The 18,377-nt window shown below is 66.4% G+C and carries 13 protein-coding genes and 1 tRNA gene; 5 read left to right on the forward strand and 9 right to left on the reverse strand.

Annotated features, from left to right (window positions below; all coding sequences use genetic code 11):
- Window positions 1–28: 28 nt before the first annotated feature.
- Together A5724_RS02990 and A5724_RS02995 are read left to right on the forward strand one after the other, a co-directional pair.
- Complete coding sequence (locus tag A5724_RS02990) at window positions 29–1,237, forward strand: DNA polymerase III subunit delta' (RefSeq protein WP_067795967.1); 1,209 nt, start codon at window positions 29–31, stop codon at window positions 1,235–1,237.
- Between the two features lie 56 nt (window positions 1,238–1,293).
- Window positions 1,294–1,366 (forward strand) — tRNA-Thr (locus A5724_RS02995).
- An 80-nt stretch (window positions 1,367–1,446) separates the two neighbouring features.
- On the opposite strand, the gene A5724_RS03000 is transcribed toward A5724_RS02995, so the two are convergent.
- The 4 genes from A5724_RS03000 to A5724_RS03015 all read right to left on the reverse strand — a co-directional run bounded on the left by A5724_RS03000 (window position 1,447) and on the right by A5724_RS03015 (window position 7,423).
- Window positions 1,447–2,325: an alpha/beta fold hydrolase gene (locus tag A5724_RS03000; RefSeq protein ID WP_067795973.1), complete on the reverse strand. Its 879-nt coding sequence runs from the start codon at window positions 2,323–2,325 to the stop codon at window positions 1,447–1,449.
- Between the two features lie 62 nt (window positions 2,326–2,387).
- Window positions 2,388–3,287: a hypothetical protein gene (locus A5724_RS03005; RefSeq protein WP_067795975.1), complete on the reverse strand. Its 900-nt coding sequence runs from the start codon at window positions 3,285–3,287 to the stop codon at window positions 2,388–2,390.
- The gene (locus tag A5724_RS03010; protein WP_067795978.1) at window positions 3,284–5,635 is read right to left on the reverse strand and encodes an EspA/EspE family type VII secretion system effector; all 2,352 of its coding nucleotides are present in this window, start codon (window positions 5,633–5,635) and stop codon (window positions 3,284–3,286) included. The genes A5724_RS03005 and A5724_RS03010 overlap by 4 nt, the downstream gene beginning before the upstream one ends.
- A gap of 24 nt (window positions 5,636–5,659) precedes the next feature.
- Window positions 5,660–7,423 carry a hypothetical protein gene (locus A5724_RS03015; RefSeq protein WP_067795980.1) on the reverse strand — a complete coding sequence of 588 codons (1,764 nt, stop codon included), beginning with the start codon at window positions 7,421–7,423 and terminating at the stop codon, window positions 5,660–5,662.
- A gap of 44 nt (window positions 7,424–7,467) precedes the next feature.
- Here A5724_RS03015 and A5724_RS03020 point away from each other — a divergent pair, with 44 nt between their 5' ends.
- Genes A5724_RS03020 through A5724_RS03030 form a run of 3 tightly spaced genes read left to right on the forward strand, consistent with a single transcriptional unit; the run spans window position 7,468 to window position 10,813 of the window.
- Complete coding sequence (locus tag A5724_RS03020; protein WP_067795983.1) at window positions 7,468–8,412, forward strand: NAD-dependent epimerase/dehydratase family protein; 945 nt, start codon at window positions 7,468–7,470, stop codon at window positions 8,410–8,412.
- Between the two features lie 30 nt (window positions 8,413–8,442).
- A complete protein-coding gene (locus A5724_RS03025; protein WP_067796245.1) occupies window positions 8,443–10,224 on the forward strand; it encodes an amidohydrolase family protein in 1,782 nt (593 codons plus the stop codon).
- A 1-nt stretch (window position 10,225) separates the two neighbouring features.
- Window positions 10,226–10,813: a TetR/AcrR family transcriptional regulator gene (locus tag A5724_RS03030; protein WP_067795986.1), complete on the forward strand. Its 588-nt coding sequence runs from the start codon at window positions 10,226–10,228 to the stop codon at window positions 10,811–10,813.
- On the opposite strand, the gene A5724_RS03035 is transcribed toward A5724_RS03030, so the two are convergent.
- The 5 genes from A5724_RS03035 to A5724_RS03055 are packed head-to-tail and all read right to left on the reverse strand — an operon-like array spanning window position 10,810 to window position 18,372.
- Window positions 10,810–11,151 carry a DUF2304 domain-containing protein gene (locus tag A5724_RS03035; protein WP_067795989.1) on the reverse strand — a complete coding sequence of 114 codons (342 nt, stop codon included), beginning with the start codon at window positions 11,149–11,151 and terminating at the stop codon, window positions 10,810–10,812. The genes A5724_RS03030 and A5724_RS03035 overlap by 4 nt on opposite strands.
- Entirely contained in the window at window positions 11,148–11,858 is a 711-nt protein-coding gene (locus tag A5724_RS03040) for a glycosyltransferase family 2 protein (RefSeq protein WP_067795991.1), read from the reverse strand. The genes A5724_RS03035 and A5724_RS03040 overlap by 4 nt, the downstream gene beginning before the upstream one ends.
- 6 nt (window positions 11,859–11,864) lie before the next feature.
- Window positions 11,865–13,100 carry a hypothetical protein gene (locus tag A5724_RS03045; RefSeq protein ID WP_067795995.1) on the reverse strand — a complete coding sequence of 412 codons (1,236 nt, stop codon included), beginning with the start codon at window positions 13,098–13,100 and terminating at the stop codon, window positions 11,865–11,867.
- Complete coding sequence (locus A5724_RS03050; protein WP_067795998.1) at window positions 13,097–14,443, reverse strand: M1 family metallopeptidase; 1,347 nt, start codon at window positions 14,441–14,443, stop codon at window positions 13,097–13,099. The genes A5724_RS03045 and A5724_RS03050 overlap by 4 nt, the downstream gene beginning before the upstream one ends.
- The gene (locus tag A5724_RS03055) at window positions 14,440–18,372 is read right to left on the reverse strand and encodes a Pls/PosA family non-ribosomal peptide synthetase (protein WP_067796001.1); all 3,933 of its coding nucleotides are present in this window, start codon (window positions 18,370–18,372) and stop codon (window positions 14,440–14,442) included. The genes A5724_RS03050 and A5724_RS03055 overlap by 4 nt, the downstream gene beginning before the upstream one ends.
- Window positions 18,373–18,377: the final 5 nt, after the last annotated feature.

The raw sequence follows: 18,377 nt of genomic DNA on the forward strand, positions 1-18,377 counted from the left end.
GTCGGTTCGCAGCATTACTGTTATCTCGATGACCGGGGTGTTTTCGCGTCTGGTGGGTCAGGACGCCGTGGAAGCGGAATTGGTGGCTGCGGCGGAGGCCGCGCGCGGTGATTCAGCTCACAATGCGTCGGCCACCGGGACCATGACACATGCGTGGCTGATCACCGGGCCGCCTGGATCGGGCCGTTCGATCGCGGCGCTGTGCTTTGCGGCGGCGCTGCAGTGCACCTTCGACGGTGTGCCTGGCTGCGGTGAATGCCGCGCGTGCACGACGACGATGGCTGGTACCCACGCGGACGTACGGCGGATCATCCCAGAGGGCCTGTCGATCGGCGTCGATGAGATGCGCAATATCGTGCAGATCGCCTCGCGGCGGCCCGGGACGGGGCGCTGGCAAATCGTGGTGGTCGAGGATGCCGACCGGCTGACGGAAGGCGCTGCGAACGCACTGCTGAAAGTGGTCGAGGAGCCGCCGCCGTCGACGGTGTTCCTGTTGTGCGCGCCGTCGGTGGATCCTGAGGACATCGCGATCACGCTGCGCTCGCGGTGTCGGCATGTGGCGTTGGTGACGCCGCCGGTCGATGCGATCGCCCGGGTCCTCATCGACACGGATGGGCTGCCGGAGGATCAGGCGCGCTGGGCGGCCTCGGTCAGCGGCGGCCACGTCGGGCGGGCGCGCCGGTTGGCCACCGATGAGCAGGCGCGAGACCGCAGGCAGCGCGCGCTGTTGCTGGCCCGGGACGCGGCGACGCCGTCGCGGGCGTATGCGGCGGCCGAGGAGTTGGTGGCCACCGCCGAGGCGGAAGCTCGGGCGCTGACCGAGGGCCGCAACGAGGCGGAAACCGAGGAGTTGCGCACGGCGCTGGGGGCCGGCGGCACCGGCAAGGGCACGGCGGGGACGCTGCGTGGTGCCACCGGTGCGATCAAAGACCTTGAGAAGCGGCAGAAGTCGCGGCAGACGCGGGCGTCGCGGGACGCACTGGACCGGGCGCTGATTGATCTGGCGACGTATTTCCGCGACGCGCTGCTGGTGTCGTCCGGGGCGGGGGAGGTCCAGGCGAATCATCCGGATATGGCGGATCGGATCGAGGCGATGGCCGCGCACGCGTCACCGGACAAGCTGCTGCGGTGCATCGAGGCGGTGCTGGAGTGCCGGGAGGCGTTGGCGGTGAATGTGAAGCCCAAGTTCGCGGTCGACGCGATGGTGGCCACGGTCGGGCAAGCGCTGCGGAACTGAGTTGGGTTGGGCCAGCGGCCTGCCGTAGACTCGTCCCGCCTGGCTAGACCGGGCACGCCACCTTAGCTCAGTCGGTAGAGCGGCTCACTCGTAATGAGCAGGTCAGGAGTTCGATTCTCCTAGGTGGCTCAGGTTTTCCCTCGCCGCGAGCGACCGTGTTTGAGCATGACACGCCGAGTTCTTTTGGCATTTCGCGGTCGCTCGCCGTGTCAGCGGCCATATGTCCTACGCAGGAAATCGACTACCAGCGGTATGACCTCGGCGAGGTGGGTTTCCAACAGCCAATGCCCGCCGCCGAGCAGGTGCAGCGGCGCGTCGGGCAGATCGCGGTGATAGGCGCGGGCCGACTCCTCAGGCATGTATCCGTCATGTGGGCCCCAGACGATCAGTGCGGGTGGCTGATGCTCGCGCAGGTAGGCCTGCTCCTTGGTGAACCAGTTCAGCGTTGAAGGCTGGTCCTCCAACAGCCGGATGAGATTGGCCACGCGGTCGGGTGTGGACATCAGCGACCAGTGCAGCGTCCAAAGGTCGGGGCTGATGCGGTCGGCGACGTCGTCGGGCAGTTCGCCGCGGAACTCGCTGCGGAAGCCGTCGAGGGTGACGTGCTGGGCGATGCGGCGCCTGGCGTCAGGACCGGGGTTGTCCCATGACTTCTTGAGGAAGTCGTATTTCGGGCCGAACGCGTCCTGGTAGATGTCGCCGTTCTGGATGACGAGGCCGGCGATGCGGTCGGGCTTGGCGAGTGCGAGCCGAAATCCGAACTGGGAGCCGTAGTCATGCAACCAGACCACGTAGCGGCGGAGGTCCATCGCATCGACAAATGCCTGCAGAAACTCGGCATAGGCGTCGAAGATATACCCGAAGTCGTCGCCGGAAGGTGTTGCGCTGTAACCAAACCCGGGCAGGTCGGGAGCGATGCAGCGCCAGCGGGTGCCGAGGGCTGCCATCAGGTTGCGGTAGGCGTATGACGAGCAGGGGTAGCCGTGCGGCAACAGGACGACGGGTGCGTCGGCGGGACCGGCTGCACGGTAGAAGGTGCGGATCCCGTCGACGGTGATGCGGCGGTGGTGTACGGGAGCAAGCTGCATACCGCACGCGTTCCCGCTCAGGACTTGGCGTCAAACACTTCACGTGCGACGTGACATGGCGCTCATTGAGCCTTCGCGGGCCAACCGGGAATTGCTTCGCCGTGCTGGGGCGGCTGGTCTTTGAAGCCGGTCATGATGGCGATTCGCTCGGCTTCTGGCACCGGCATGGCGGCCCCGCAGCGTTGTATGAGTTCGGGAGACGGAAAGTCCCGCGCGTTTGGATCATTGCTGGGACCCCAGTACGACGAGCTTGCGCCGGTGATGAACCAATTGCCGAATACATCCGTGTCAGGCGCGGGGGCCGGGCCGCGCTGCGGCACAGTCACAGGTGCGGGCGGGTTTGGTCCGATGCGTGGGTCGTGCTGAGTAAGCGCTATTTGGTAGGGAAAGACCCCGTTGTCGCCCGGTCGGAACGGCTGCGCCGTGTCCTCGTTGACACCGATTGAGATGAATTTCCCTGGCCGCGCAGTACTTTCGACGAAATGCGCGTATTCGCCGCTGCACACGATGGCGCGATAACCGTTTCCCATTGGGGTGAGTTCGAGGAAGTGAAGCACCTGGTAGCCGAAGTGCGGGCGTGCGTCCTTCGCCGTCTTGGTGTATCCACTTCCAAGCGGCCTAATGCTGACAAGTTGCCACAAGAAATCGCCTTGCGGCTCTTGATTCTCCGGAGTGGCCCGCCGAAATCCCGGCCAGAGGTTGTCGAGATTCAAGGTGTACCAAGCCGTGTTGTACGCCTCCATGTACGCGCGAACGACCATCGCGGGTCCCGTCGTCACATCAATGCCGGGTTCGGCCGTCCAGTGGAACCGGAAATCATTGAGAAGCGGTGGCCAGTTCAAATACAGCTGCGCGGGTGAATTCGATGCTGTCGAAGATGATTTCGTCGTATTGGTGTCGCATCCGCTGGACAGAGTGATGGCCGCGATCACCGCAATGATCGCTAAGATACGACGCGTCATGGCTGTCGCGGCGGCGCCGCGTTGATGATCGCTTGTGTGTAAGTGTTCCAGTAGTTCTGCGTCATGTCGTTGACGGCACCGGGTTGACCCACTGAGCTCAGATAGTTGTTGATCTGGTTCTTGAAATTTCCGTATGCCGATGTTCCGTCCTGATCCGGAATGACGAAGTGGCCATTCGCATCAAGATGACCTCGAACGACTTCGAGGAAATGGGGATCGCCCACGCCCGCATGCGCGAGTGTCTGCGCCATGTGTAGCTGCACGGGGAACATATCGCGGCCCGCGACGCTTTGCACACCAGGCATCACCGGATCTGAACCGACGATGACATCCTTCATCAATCCGCCTAAGCCGCCCACCGTTGACCCGCCAGGAAACTCGCCGATGACGTCCTTGCCGAGGTCGAAAAGTCTGGACTGCATCTCATGCGCCTGCTTCTGCGCCTCGAATTTGTCGTGTGTCGTGTCGAAGCGTTCATCGTAAGCGCCTAAGTCCATCGCGGCTTGGAGCTTACCGGCCGACTGCATGGCGAAGTTGTCCTCACCCGCGTTCTGGTCCGCGACTGACTCTGCAGCAGCGGTCAGATAACCGTTGATGTGGGCTTGGGAACTCTCAGCGAGTATTTGGCTCGCTGTCTTCGGAGCACTCGGATCCACCGATGCGTCCAGCGCTGGGTGATCCGAATACAAAACGCTCATGAGGTGCCGGGTGTTCGCCGGTTCGACTGAACTATCTGGATCGAGCGGGGTGAACAGTCCGTTGCTGTCACCGGTGTTCATTCCGACCATATCGTCCAGGTAGGGAGAGAACGCACGCGCCCAGTCGCGGGTGAGTTCGGGGTTGACCTGCCCGAGCGATTGCCCCTGCGTATCAGGCAGATTCAACAGCTGATTGGAGTGGCTACTGGTGTACCCCGCCAAAGCGTGCGCCGTCTCCGCCGCCCGCCCTGTCGAATCGTGAGCCGCCGAATCGCCCACCCAGTCGAACAGTCCGCCGGCCGCAAGTCCATCGTCCTGCCACTGATGCTGCGTGAGGTTGTTCAAGAATTTCTCACCGCCCGACCCCGTCACCGCGTCGTGGATCACCATGTCGTCAGAGTTGACCGCGTTGAACATATTTTGCAATGTCGGGTCGACCGTTTGGTGGTACCAGCGCGGACGGTCGACCATAGGATCATTTCCGGGTACAGGCCAGCCGTTTGATTGTTCGAGTAACTGCCGGCTCTTCTCAAACATGCCGGAATCCAATGCGCTGCCGATTTGGAGGTCGCGGTTTCCGCGCTGGATCACGTCAGCCAGATCATTCAACCCAGCCACCGGCGTCGAAGCTGTCTTCAACTCTGGGAGACCGATCGAACCGTCGGGATTGTGCGTCGGTTCTCCATAACCCAACGGAGTCAGCACAGGCCCGTCGAGCACCTTTTGAATGCCATCTGGCAGCGCGTATTTCCCGCCGCTCGCCGGATTGGCCGTCGACGGCGGCTCCGTGCCGGGAAGCCCGGTCTTGATGTTCGGGTTGGACGCGAGTTGGAACACGTCGGCGGCACGACCACCATCGGGACCGGCTTTGTTTATGACCGCTTTGATCTCCGCCGGCGTCTTGTCACCGAACGCGCGCGAGAACCCTTGCAGATAGGACATCTGTTCCGGCGGCAGCGTGAGGTTCCCGTTGTCGAGCGCGGCCTGCTGTTCCGGGTTCAGCGTGGTGTTCTCGACCAGCCGCTGATGCTGCTCGGGCGTCAGCTGCCCGTTCTGCAGCGCCTCGGAGTCTTCCTTGCCGACCTCCTCCGGCGACATCTTCTCTTTGTCCGCCTCGCCCTGGCCGGTGGCGAACGCGGGGCCTTCTTTGGCGAACTTCTGGTTGCCCAGGGCTTGGTATTCGGGGTCGAGACCGCGGATCTTGCCGCCAATGCTGTTGAGTTCACCGTTGGAGCGCTGCACGATCTCCTGGACTTGGGCGATGCCTTTCTGCACGATGGCCAGCCGCATCTGCTCGCCGGCCTGGCCCTGCGGCGTGCTGGCCGCGGCGTCGACCACCCACTTGCGCACCGACTCCAGATCGCGCCGCCCCGCGGCCACCACTTGCGCCGATTCGCCCACATGAGAAGCCAAACGCTGATCCAGCCCGGCGAGCTGTTCAAAGACCCGCGCGTGTTCGGTGTTGGCCGTGCCGTAGGCATTGGCCGCACCACCGGTCCACTTCGACCCGGGCGCCGCGGACTCCACCGTCGACTTCAACCCGCGCAGCGCTGTGCTGTTGTCGTACTGCTCACCGGTGGCCGGGGTGCCCTCACCGAACGTCTGCCGCGCATTCGACCACGTCGACAGGAACGCGTTCAGCACACTCACCTGCCCATTATCCCAACCCCCCGACTACCTCGGTGCCACAAATCCGACAGGGCCCGCCGCCACGCACACCGACAGCGCCGCAGTGTTCGCGCGCACCCTGACCGCGTCACCTGCCCCCGGCAGCCGGACGAACACCCGATTCAGTCCCGGATGCACCGGCACCTTCGTCTCAGGCCCCTCCGACAACGCCATCGTCATCGACCCGTCACTGTTCGCCAGGTAGTTGATCTCCGCCGTCCAGTCCGCGGGCAGCAGCGGACCGTCCAGCCTCATCGTCACCGGGAAATCGGGCTGCACCAAATACCCGCAATTCGGCGCCGGCCCCGGCACGATCGAGCGCACCCACGTAACCTTCGCCGCGACGACGTGCCCGCTCGCATTTAGCATCCGCAAATCCGTTGTCGCGCCCGCGAATTCCGGCCGGTTCGACAACAGCGCGAACATGTGGCTCGCCAAATTCTCTGGATACGCCACCCGCTGCAACACCAACGGGTCGACTTCCTGGTCGAGCATCGCCGCACTGGACTCTTCGTGCGCCGCCGCCAACCCAGCCCGCGCATTCTGCAGATACGGCTGCGCCGGATTGTCCCGCCAACTGGTCAGGAACGTGGCCGTCGAATACAAGCTGCTACCCACGAAAAGCACTGTGGCCGAGGCGAGTACCACTGTCCTGGCCTGCGACGCATCCAGTCGCGTCGACCACTCCCGGTTCGGCGCGCACAGCCCCACCGCCAACAGCAGCGCCAACACCACCGCGAGGTCGGGCAGATACCGCAGCGTCTGCGCCAACTCGAGCGCGGTGAACCGCGACGAGCGCATCAGATAGACCGGCACCTGGCACGCGACCGCGTAGCCGAGCGCCACCAGCCATACCGCGCCGATCCGTCCCTTGCGCGCCATCGACACCACCACCGCGACCGCCAGCGCCACCCAGCCCAGCGCCATCACCGCCACCCCCGGCGTCGCCCACGGAGACGCCGGCGCCCACCGCTGCCAATCCCAAGGGCCGCCAACCAAACCCGGCACGATCCCGTGAGTCACCGAGCGGCGCAACAGGTCCCACGTCATCGCGACGTCGAAGCTCCACCGCTTCTGGTCGACGACCAGCAGGTAGACACCGATCCACGCCACGGTCACCGCCAACGCCGACACCCACAGTCGCAGGCCGCGCCGCAATACGTCGCGCACCGAATACGTCGACGTGACGTGGCAGTACAGCGCCGCAATCGCGAAGGCCACGAACGGGATCACCGCCGCCTTCTCGAAGAACAACAACCCGCCGAAGTAGACCAGCACGCCCGTCAACGCATACCGCTGGCTGCCGGTACGCACCAACTGCACCGCGTCCGCGCACACCCACGCCAGCGCGGCCAGCATCGGCAGCGAGTTCAACCCCGCCGCCCACCATGCGAACGCCGGCACCGACAGCGGAGTGAACAACGCGAACGTCAACGGCAACAACAGCACGGGCCGCCACCCGAGGATCACGTGCAGCGCCCGCAGCAACGCCAGCGAGGCCACCAGTTGCAACACCACCAGGCTGATCGCCGGTCCGATCCAGTTCAACGGCGCCAACCGGGTGATGCCGCCTGCCACCAGGAAAGCGCCCGGCATGACGTGCCCGTCGTGGTCGTCGAACAGATACCCCGGCGACAGCAGACCCTGCGTGCCCGCCCTGCCGACCAGGATCAGGTCGTCCCAGTAGAAGTAGCCCTGGAAGGCCAACACCGCGCGGACGACGAACTGCACCGCGATCAGCACGGCGGCGGTACGGGCGACCCAGTTCATCGCTCGTCGAGAGTACGGACAGCCGTCCTCGGTATGGTGAGCCGATGCGCACACTGGTTACGGGAGCGGCAGGTTTCATCGGATCGACGCTGGTAGACCGCCTTCTCGCGGATGGTCACAGCGTCGTCGGTGTCGACGATCTCAGCTCGGGCCGCAGCGAGAACATCGTCTTGGCCGAGCGGCATGACGGATTCGAGTTCGCCAAGGCCGATATCACCAGCGCCGACCTGGTCGGGTTGCTCGCCGAGACCCAACCCGAGGTGGTCTTTCACCTGGCCGCCCAGATCGATGTGCGCCGTTCGGTGACCGATCCGCAGTTCGACTCGACGGTCAATGTGGTCGGCACCGTGCGTCTGGCGGAGGCCGCCCGGCAGGCCGGCGTCCGCAAGATCGTGCACACGTCGTCCGGCGGGTCGATCTACGGCACGCCGACGACCTTCCCGACGCCGGAGACCATTCCGGTGGACCCGGCCTCGCCCTACGCCGCGGGCAAGGTGGCCGGCGAGGTGTACCTGAACATGTTCCGCAACCTGTACGGCCTGGAGTGTTCGCACATCGCGCCGGGCAACGTGTACGGCCCGCGTCAGGACCCGCACGGCGAGGCCGGGGTGGTCGCCATCTTCTCTCGTGCTCTGCTGGCGGGCCGACCGACCAAGATCTTCGGCGACGGCACCGACACCCGCGACTACGTGTTCGTCGAAGACGTGGTCGATGCGTTCGTCAAGGCCTCGGGCGAGGCCGGCGGAGGGCAGCGGTTCAACATCGGCACGGGTGTCGAAACGTCGGTGCGACAACTGCATTCGTTGGTCGCCGCAGCCGCGGACGCACCCGACGAGCCGGAGTTCCACCCTCCGCGACTGGGCGAACTCAAGCGGTCCAGCCTGGACAGCAGCCGTGCAAAGCAGGTGTTGGGCTGGGCCCCGCAGGTCGCCATCGCCGAGGGCGTCGCCAAGACTGTCGAGTACTTCCGCTCCGAAGAAAGATTGTAAGCACTCACTTTCTATCGTAGGGTGGGCAACATGTCCTACGACGTCATCGTGCGCAACGGCCTGTGGTTCGACGGCACCGGAAGCGCACCCCAGGTCCGCACTCTGGGCATTCGCGGCGGAATCGTCGCGGAGGTATCGCGTGAACCGCTCGACGAAACCGGCTGCCCAGAGGTGATCGACGCCTCCGGCAAGTGGGTCGTGCCCGGCTTCATCGACGTACACACGCATTACGACGCCGAAGTGCTGCTCGATCCCGGACTGCGCGAGTCGGTCCGGCACGGCGTCACCACGGTGCTGCTGGGCAACTGCTCGCTGTCGACCGTCTACGCCGAAAACGACGACGCCGCAGATCTGTTCAGCCGGGTCGAGGCGGTGCCGCGGCAGTACGTGCACGGCGCGCTGGAAGCGAAGAAGACGTGGTCCACGCCCGCCGAATACGTTCGAGTGCTCGATGACTTGCCGCTCGGACCGAACATTGGCTCGATGCTCGGGCATTCGGATCTGCGCACCAGTGTGCTCGGACTCGACCGCGCGACCACCGAGGGTGTCACGCCGACCAAGGCCGAACTGGACAGAATGACCAAACTGCTCGAGGAAGCCCTCGACGCCGGCCTACTCGGCATGTCCGGCATGGATGCGCCCATCGACAAACTCGACGGCGACCGGTTCCGGTCCCGCGCGCTGCCGTCGACGTTCGCCACCTGGCGGGAACGGCGCAAGCTGATCTCGGTGTTGCGCAGGCGCCGTCGCATCCTGCAGAGCGCGCCGAACACGAAAAGCCCGCTGTCCGCGCTGATGTTCTTCTTGACCAGCAGCCGGATGTTCGGCCGTCGCCCCGGCGTCCGGATGAGTCTGCTGGTGTCCGCCGACGCCAAATCCGCCACCGGTGCGGTGCACGTATTAGGGCCCGGCACAAGGCTTCTCAACAAGGTGCTCGGCTCGTTCGTCCGGTTCCAGCACCTTCCGGTGCCCTTCGAGCTGTACTCCGACGGCATTGACCTACCCGTATTCGAGGAGTTCGGCGCGGGCACCGCGGCGCTGCACCTGCGCGATCAGATCGAACGCAACAAACTCCTCGCCGACCCCGAGTATCGACGCAGGTTCCGCGAGAGCTTCGACCGCCGCAAGCTCGGGCCGACCTTGTGGCACCGCGACTTCCACGACGCCACCATCGTGGAGTGCCCCGATGCGACGTTGATCGGCAAGAGCTTCGGCCAGATCGCCGACGAGCGCGGGTTGCACCCGTTGGACGCATTCCTCGATGTTCTGGTGGAGAACGGCGAGCGCAACGTGCGGTGGACGACGATCGTGGCCAACCACCGTCCGAGGTACCTCGACAGGCTCGCCGCTGAACCCTCTGTACACATGGGCTTTTCGGATGCGGGCGCGCACCTGCGCAATATGGCGTTCTACAACTTCGGAGTCCGGCTGCTCAGACGCGTTCGTGACGCCCAGCGTGCCGGGCGCCCCTTTCTGACCACCGAGCGCGCGGTGTATCGGCTCACCTCGGAGGTGGCCGACTGGTTCGGCTTGGACGCAGGCACGCTGCGCAAGGGGGACCGGGCCGATTTCGTCGTGATCGATCCCGAAGGCCTGAACGAATCCGTCGACAGTTATCACGAGGCGACCGTGCCGTTCTACGGTGGCTTGAGTCGCATGGTCAACCGCAACGACGCGGCGGTGATCGCGACGGCCGTCAACGGCACCGTCGTCTTCCGTGACGGCCAGTTTTGTGAGGGTTACGGCACCACAGTCAAGTCCGGCAGGTTCCTGCCCGCCGGCACCGGGCAGCTGCTGAAAACCCCTGTCTGACATGGCAAGGACGCAGCAGCAGCGCCGCGAGGAAACCGTCGCCCGACTGCTCGAGGCCAGCATCGAGACGATCGTCGACGTCGGCTACGCGCGGGCGTCGGCGGCGGTGATCGCCAAGCGCGCCCACGTGTCCGACGGAGCGCTGTTCCGCCACTTCCCGACGATGGGCGACTTCATGGCCGCCACCGCCCGCGAGGTGATGCGACGCCAACTCGATCTAGTCACCAAGCGGGTAGCCGAAATCCCGACTGCCGAGGCGGCATTGGAGGCGGCGGTGCGAATCCAGTGGGAGACCACCACCAACGCGACGAACACCGTGATGTTCGAACTGATGGTGGCCGCCCGCACAGACGACAAACTGCGCGCGACGTTGCAGGCGGTGCTCGCCGAGTACGCCGCCAACATCTACGAGACCGCGCGCGCCTTCCCCGGTGCCGAGAAGTTCGACGAGGACACGTTCACGACGCTGGTGGCGATCATCACCAACGCGTTCAACGGTGCCGCGATCGTCAGACCGGTGTTGCCGCAACCCGACAGCGAGGAAAAGCAGATCGATCTGCTGATCGACGTGATGCGCGGATTGGCCTAGCGCTCCTCGGGCACCCGCGCCGTCTGCAACGCGACCGCACGCGCCAACCGCGCGTATTTCAACTCGAGGTCTTTGAACCGCATATAGGCCGACAGCGTGGTGAACACGAACGCGATGATCAACACGTACTCCATCAGATCCGCACCGCGGTCAACGCCAAGCCAATTCGCGACGACCGTGGTGTCGTCCGGACGCAGGATCGCATAGACGCCCGCGATCACGAACAGCACGTAGCCGACCTTCACCCACGCCTTGGACCGCGCGTTGCGGCGCGAACGCAGCAGGTACACCAGCAGCGACAGCACCGACACGATCAGCAGCGCCTGGATCCAGTTCATCGCGACATCCTTCCGCGTAACCAACCGTCGAAGATGATGTTGACACCGTTGAGCAGGGGCTGGCCCTTCGACATCGAGTATTGGGTGTAGAGAATCTCGACCGGCTCTTCGCTTACCCGCCAGTGGTTTTCGTAGGCCAACGCGATGAACTCGTCGGCGTGGCTCATCCCGCTCATGGTGAGGTTGAGCGCGTCGGCCACCTTCCGGTTGAACACCCGCAGGCCGTTATGCGCATCGGTCAGGCCCAGTTTGCGGCTGCGTCTGCTCAGCGCCGCCGCCGCGCGCAGCACCACCCGCTTCAGCAGCGGTGTGTGACTGACCACGCCCGGATCGGCGAATCGGGTGCCGATCACCAGGTCGGCGTCGTCGGCCGACAGTCTGTCGATCATCCGGATGACATCCTTGACGCGATGCTGGCCGTCAGCGTCGAACGTGGCGAACACGGCCGCCCCGGGCTGCTGACGGGCGTACTCGACGCCGGTCTGGATGGCCGCACCCTGGCCGAGGTTGACCGGATGCCGCACCGAATGTGCCCCCGCCCGCCATGCCACGTCGCCAGTGTCGTCGCGGCTGCCGTCGTCGACGCAGACCACGTGGTCGAAAACCGAGCGAACGTCAGAGATGACGTCGCCGATAACGCTCGCCTCGTTGAAGGCGGGGATGATGATCCAGACGTCGTGGTAGCGGGTGTCGATGCAGACAAAAATACAGGTTCACCCAGACGACACCCTTGCAAGCGCGGCCAGGTGCACGGCGATTCCCACCAGCGGCCCGCAGAGCAGCGCGATCACTGTGCGCGTTTCCAGCCCGACCGGCAGCAGCAGCAACAGCGCCGACGCCACCGTCGCGGACACCCACCCCAGCGAGTAGGCCCGGTGCAGCGCCGCCGCGACCGCCGCGGCGCCGGTCAGCGTCAGCAGCGCGATCGCCACCGCCGCCGCCGTCAGCCAGGCCAGCAGCTCGCCCTCGGCCCGGTACTGGGCGCCGAAGCCCTCCCGCAGCAGCCACGGCCCGAACACCCCGGCCAGCAGCACGCCGAGCAGCCCAAGGCCGGCCACCACCAGCGCCGGCTGCACCAACGCCCGCAGCCGCTGTGTGCGCTGGTCGACGAAGTGCGCGATCAGATTGCCCTGCATCGCGGTCAACGGCACCAGCAGCGGCGCCCTGGTCAGCGTGACCGCGAGGATCACGACGCCGCCTGCGGCCCCCAGCTCCCCCGAGGTTGCCTTGAGCAGCACAGGGAACCCCATCACCAGGATCGCGCTGGCGCCGGCGGCGGCGATCGAATGAGACGCGCCGCGCAGGAAGGTCATGGTGCCGCCCGGTGTGAGCAGACGAGCCGCCGCGCGCGCGGTCGGCGACGCGAGCAGCAACGCCAGCCACGCGGCCGCGCCGGCGACCGTGGCCCACAGGTATCCGACCAGCCCCCAGCCGACCAGGAACGTCGCCGCGGCCACCGCCACCCGCATGGCCGCGTCGGCGACCATCAGCGAGCCGTACTCAGTCCACCGGTTCACGCCGGCCACCATGCCCAGCAGCGTGGCGTGCAGGCAGAACCCCGCCAGCCCGACGCTCAGCAGAGCGACGCTCAACCACCGCGACTCGACGAACACGTGCGCCGACCACAGCGGTGAGGTAGCGGCGATCAGTGCGGCCGCCACCACGCCGACGATGGCCGCCACCCGCATCGGATGGGTGCGCGGACCGGCTACCACCTCGGTATAGCGCGTCGAGCGCACCTCGCGGGTGGCCTCCTGCAGCAGACCGAACGCGGCTCCGGTGACCAATCCGAACGCGCCCCAGAACACCCCGAACACCGAGAACCCGGCAGGCTCGAGATCACGCGCGGCCAGGTACAGCACCGCGTAACCGCACAGCGCCGACAGCACGGTGGCCGTCCCCACCCGCGTGACGCTGGCACGCGTGATGGGGCCTGTCGCTTCCGTCACGACGGGCCTTCGAGGGCAGGCACCGGCGTGGAATACAGCCACGCATCCCACAGCGGCCGCAACGACTCGTGCGCGTAATTGGCGGCCAGCCCGGTGAAGTCGTCGGTGACGGCGGTGCTGTGCCGGTAGCGTGCCGTCCAATCCTGAAGCAGCGCAAAGAAACTCTCGTCGCCGATGTGGTGTCGCAGCACATGCAGGGTCAGCGCGCCGCGCTTGTACACCCGGTCGTCGAACATGTCCCGCGGGCCGGGGTCGGCGAGCAACAGATCCTGCGGCGAATCGGCCAGCCGCTGGTGGTAGTGACGTGCCCACTCGTCGGCGGTGCGCCCACCGGAATGCTCGGACCACAACCATTCCGCGTAACAGGCGAAGCCCTCGTGCAGCCAGATATGCCGCCACCGTTTGGCGGTGACGGAGTTGCCGAACCATTGATGGGCAAGCTCGTGGGCGATCAGTCGTTCCGCGCCGCCCTCGCCATCGCAATGATTGGCCCCGAAGATCGAAATGCCCTGCGCCTCAAGCGGTATCTCCAAGTCGTCGTCGGTCACTACGACGGTGTATCCGCTGGCCAGCGGATACGGGCCGAACAGCTTGGTGAAGAGCTTCATCATCTTCTGCTGGTCGGCGAAGTCGTTGTCGAAGTTGTCGCGCAGGCGCTCCGGCAACACGGCGTACATCTGGACGCCGTTCTTTGCGATGCGGTGGCGTTCGTACGCACCGATCTGCAGCGTGATCAAATACGTCGACGTGGGCTCGGCCTGCTCGTAGGTCCACGTCGTCATGCCAGCTCGCACGCGTCGAGACAGCAGGTCGCCGTTGGCCAGCGCGTAATACGGGCTCTCCGTGCTGATTTGGATGTGGAAGCTGGCCTTGGCGCTGGGATGGTCGTCACAGGGAAACCACGACGCCGCACCATTCGGTTGGCCTGCGACCAGCACGCCTTCGGTCAGCTCCTCGAATCCGACTTCGCCCCACAGCGATCGGACCGGTCGCGGTGTGCCGCCGTAGCGCACCGAGATCTTCATCGCCGCTCCCGCGGGCAACGTGTCCTGCAACGCGATGTGCAGCTTGCCGTGCGCCGAGCGGAAGTTGGCCGGGCGCTTGCCGTTCACCGACACCTTCGTCACCGACAGCGCATCGGAGAGGTCCAACGAGAAACTCCGCAGCGCCGCGAGTGTGACGGCGGTGATGGTCGCGGTCCCTGTCAGTCGGTTGATCGCCACCTTGTACTCGAGTTCGAGATCGTACCGGGACACCCGGTAGCCGAAGTTGCCGTTGGCGGGCAGATATGGGTCGATGACCGGGGACGCCGATTTCTTCGCCGCCTTCTTGCTCCTCGTCACGCGGCGCTGGCTTCTGTTTTCTTGGCCGACCGTTCGGGGCCACCGCCGCGCTTCTTACGGAACATGTTCCATGGTGCGATCGGGTTGCCCTGCCAGCGGGTGGACGGCGGCACCTCGTCGCCGCGCATCACCAGCGATGCCGGGCCGACGGTGGCCGCCGACCCGATCCGGGCGGCGGGCAGCGCGACGCAGTGCGTCCCCAGCGTCGAACCCTGTTCCAGTACAACGGTGTCCATCCGCATGATCCGGTCATGGAACAGATGTGTCTGCACCACGCAGCCGCGGTTGACAGTCGCACCCTCCTCCAGGGTGACCAGGTCCGCCTCGGGCAGCCAGTACGTTTCGCACCAGACGCCTCGGCCGATCTTGGCACCCAATGCCCGCAGCCACAGGTTCATCACAGGGGTGCCGCTTGCGGCGCGCGCGAACCACGGTGCCGCGACGGTCTCGACGAAGGTGTCTGACACTTCGTTGCGCCACACGAACGACGACCACAGCGGATGCTCGATGGCCCGTATGCGACCGACCGCAAGCCATTTCGCGACCACGGCGATGCCGCCGGCCAACGCTCCCGCGACCAGCAGCACCGCTCCGCTGGCCAGCGCAGCCCATGCCCAGCCGAACTGCACCGCAAGCCATTGCACGGTGAACAGCACGGTGACCCCGATCGTGAACGTCACGATCAGCGGGATCAGCCGGCACATCTCCACCAGGGCACGCAGAATCTTCAGCCGCAGCGACGGATTGAAGGTGCGCAGGGCATCGGCAGCGGTGGTCTTGCGGCGCAACCGAACCGGAGGGCTGCCCAACCACGACGAGCCGGCCTTGGCCTTGTGCGGTGCCGCCGACAGCACCGCAACCAACCCGTCGTCGGGGACCCGCCGGCCTGGTTGGGTGATGCCCGAGTTGCCGAGGAACGCCCGTTTGCCGATCGTCGCCTTGGCGACGTGGATCCAGCCGCCGCCCAGCTCGTAGGACGCGACCATCGTGTCGTCGGCCAGAAACGCGCCGTCCTCGACGACGGTGAACTTGGGCACCAACAATGCGGTCGAAATTTCCGTTCCCCGGCCCACTTTCGCGCCGAGCAGGCGCAGCCACGCCGGTGTCAGCAGGCTCGCATAGATCGGGAAGAGGTAGTTGCGCGCGGCGTCCATCAGTCGCTCGGTCGCCCACAACTGCCATCCGACGCGGCTGCGCACCGGGTGGTACCCCTCGGGCATCCACATCGACAGCACCCGCACCCCGAGCACCGTCAAGGCGGCATAGGTGGCCACCGCGGCGAGGGTTGCCACCGGCGTCCACAGCGCCGCGGGCGCGATCGCGGCGGTCAGTGAGGTGGCATCCCGCACCGCCCAACCGATCACGGCCAGGCCCACCGCCAGCGCCGCCAGTGGCAGCGCGCCCAACAGGATCGACGTCAGCCCGTAGACAGCCACCCACAACGGGGCGCGCGGCGGGCGATGGTCCGGCCACGGATGCTTGGCCTTACCGGACTTCACCGCCGGAGAGCCCTTCCAGTACTGCCCGTTCTTGACCTTGCCGACCACACCGGACCCTGGCGCGACGTCGGCGTTCTTGCCGACAACGGCACCGGGAAGCAGCGTGGTGCGCGCGCCGATGGTGGCGTCGTTGCCGATCGTGATCGGCCCGACGTGGAACTGGTCGCCGTCGATCCAGTGCCCGGACAGGTCGACCTCCGGCTCTATCGATGCGCGGTGCCCGAGTCGCAGCATGCCGGTGACCGGAGGCGCGGAATGCAGGTCGACACCCTTACCCACCTTGTTGCCGAGCATGCGGGCGTAGTACACCAACCACGGTGCGCCTGCGAGGTTTTCAGCACCGCTGGCGTCCGCCAACCGCTCTGCGAGCCAGACCCGCAGATGCACATGACCACCGCGCCGGTAGGTGCCGGGTTGCAAACCGCCGAGCAGGATTCGCGCGCCCAACGCCGCGATCGACATCCGGCCCAGCGGTGTGATGAAGATCAGGAAGCCGACGGCGACCAGCCACCAGTTCACCGGCGCCAACCACGGCAGTGGATGCAGTTGCGCGACAACGTTGTTGAGCAGCGCCAGCCACACCACCCACTGCAGCCCGGCGAGCGTGGCCAGCGGCAGCGACAGCATCACCTGCGCTGCCTGGGTCAACCGCGGCGTCGGCTTGACGGTCCGCGTCTCGACTGCGGGCGGCGGGTCCAGCTCGTCGAGATAGCCGGCGAGTGACCCGAGCCGGGGATGGTCGTACAGATCGGCCACGGTCACCTGCGGATAGCGCTGACGCATCGCCGCCACCAACTGCGCGGCGGACAGCGAACCGCCGCCGAGCGCATGGAAGTCCGCCTCGGGCCCGTCGATCGGGGCGGCGAGCACCTCCCGCCACAGGCCGGCCAGCCAGCCCATAGTGCCGCCGAGATCCGGCTCCTGCTGGTCGGTTCCGCCGGGCGGCGGCCACGGCAGCGCGTTCCTGTCCACCTTGCCCGACGTCCGGGTGGGCAACTCATCGACGAGCACCAGCCTGGGCACCAGGGCCGCGGGCAACGTCTCGGCAAGCGTGGCGCGTGCCTTGCCGATGTCGAACGCCGGGTCGGCGCTCGCGACATAACCGACCAACAACGGTGTGCCGCTGGCGGTTCGTCGCACCGCGGCCGCCCCGCCACTGACTCCCGGCAGATTCACCAGCGCGGCGTCGACCTCGCCGAGTTCGATACGGCGCCCGCCGACCTTGACCTGATCGTCGGCCCTGCCGACGAAGTACAAGCCGTCGGCTTCCAGCCGCACCAGATCGCCGGTGCGATACGCACGGGCCCAGCCCAGCGTCGGCATCTGCGCGTACTTCTCGGCGTCCTTGTCCGGGTCGAGGTAGCGGGCCAGCCCGACGCCACCGATGACGAGTTCGCCGGTCTCACCGGTGGCTACCGGGATGCCCGCGTTGTCGACGACGGCCAGATCCCAACCCCGCAGCGGAAGTCCGATGCTCACCCCGCTCTTGCCGGTGAGCAGCGAGGCGCTGGCCACCACGGTCGCCTCGGTGGGGCCGTAGGTGTTCCACACCTCGCGGCCGTCGACGGCCAGGCGTTCGGCCAGATCCGGGGGACAGGCCTCGCCGCCGAAGATCAGCAGCCGCACCGCTTCGAGCGCTTCTGCCGGCCACAGCGCCGCCAGCGTCGGCACGGTCGATACGACGGTGATGTCACGCGACACCAGCCACGGCCCGAGGTCCATGCCGCTGCGAACCAGCGAGCGCGGCGCGGGCACCAGACACGCGCCGTGCCGCCAGGCCAGCCACATCTCCTCACACGAGGCGTCGAACGCCACCGAGAGGCCGGCCAGCACCCGGTCGCCCGGTCCGATTGGGTTGTCCTGCAAGAACAATTGCGCTTCCGCGTCGATGAACGCCGCGGCGCTGCGGTGGGTGACGGCTACCCCCTTCGGGGTGCCGGTGGAACCGGACGTGAAGATGATCCACGCGTCGTCGCGACCGAGTGGCGCGCCAGCCCGCCATCCGCGCGACGCGCCTTGGGCGCGGATCAGGCCTTTTTCGGTGATGATGCCGACCACCCCGGCCTGGCCGAAGACCAGTTCGGCGCGCTCGTCGGGGTCGTCGGCGTCGACCGGCACGTACGCCGCCCCGGCCGCCAGTGTCGAGAGGATCGCCACGTACAGCGCGTAACTTCCCGACGGCATCCGGACGCCGATGCGATCGCCCCGGCCGATCCCGCGTGCGGCCAGCCATTGGACGCTCTCTTCGATGTCGGAGATCAACTCGGCGTAGGTGAGCTGGACCTCGCCGTCGTCGATCGCAGGCGCATCGGGGTAGCGGCCCGCCGTCTCGTAGAGGATGTCTATCAAGGTGCGCGGTGCCGGCGCGTGCGAGGACAACAGGTATTGCGTCGGCACCTGCGGTCGGTGCCCGTTCCCGTCCGTCGTCACGAGTA

The organism is Mycobacterium sp. ACS1612 (genome assembly GCF_001667505.1).
GTDB lineage: Bacteria > Actinomycetota > Actinomycetes > Mycobacteriales > Mycobacteriaceae > Mycobacterium.

Bases quoted from the DNA above. Each gene is read 5' to 3' on its own strand.
- A5724_RS02990 (WP_067795967.1), top strand. From the start codon at position 29: ATGACCGGGGTGTTTTCGCGTCTGGTGGGTCAGGACGCCGTGGAAGCG.
- A5724_RS03000 (WP_067795973.1), bottom strand. From the start codon at position 2,325: ATGCAGCTTGCTCCCGTACACCACCGCCGCATCACCGTCGACGGGATC.
- A5724_RS03005 (WP_067795975.1), bottom strand. From the start codon at position 3,287: ATGACGCGTCGTATCTTAGCGATCATTGCGGTGATCGCGGCCATCACT.
- A5724_RS03015 (WP_067795980.1), bottom strand. From the start codon at position 7,423: ATGAACTGGGTCGCCCGTACCGCCGCCGTGCTGATCGCGGTGCAGTTC.
- A5724_RS03020 (WP_067795983.1), top strand. From the start codon at position 7,468: ATGCGCACACTGGTTACGGGAGCGGCAGGTTTCATCGGATCGACGCTG.
- A5724_RS03025 (WP_067796245.1), top strand. From the start codon at position 8,443: ATGTCCTACGACGTCATCGTGCGCAACGGCCTGTGGTTCGACGGCACC.
- A5724_RS03030 (WP_067795986.1), top strand. From the start codon at position 10,226: ATGGCAAGGACGCAGCAGCAGCGCCGCGAGGAAACCGTCGCCCGACTG.
- A5724_RS03035 (WP_067795989.1), bottom strand. From the start codon at position 11,151: ATGAACTGGATCCAGGCGCTGCTGATCGTGTCGGTGCTGTCGCTGCTG.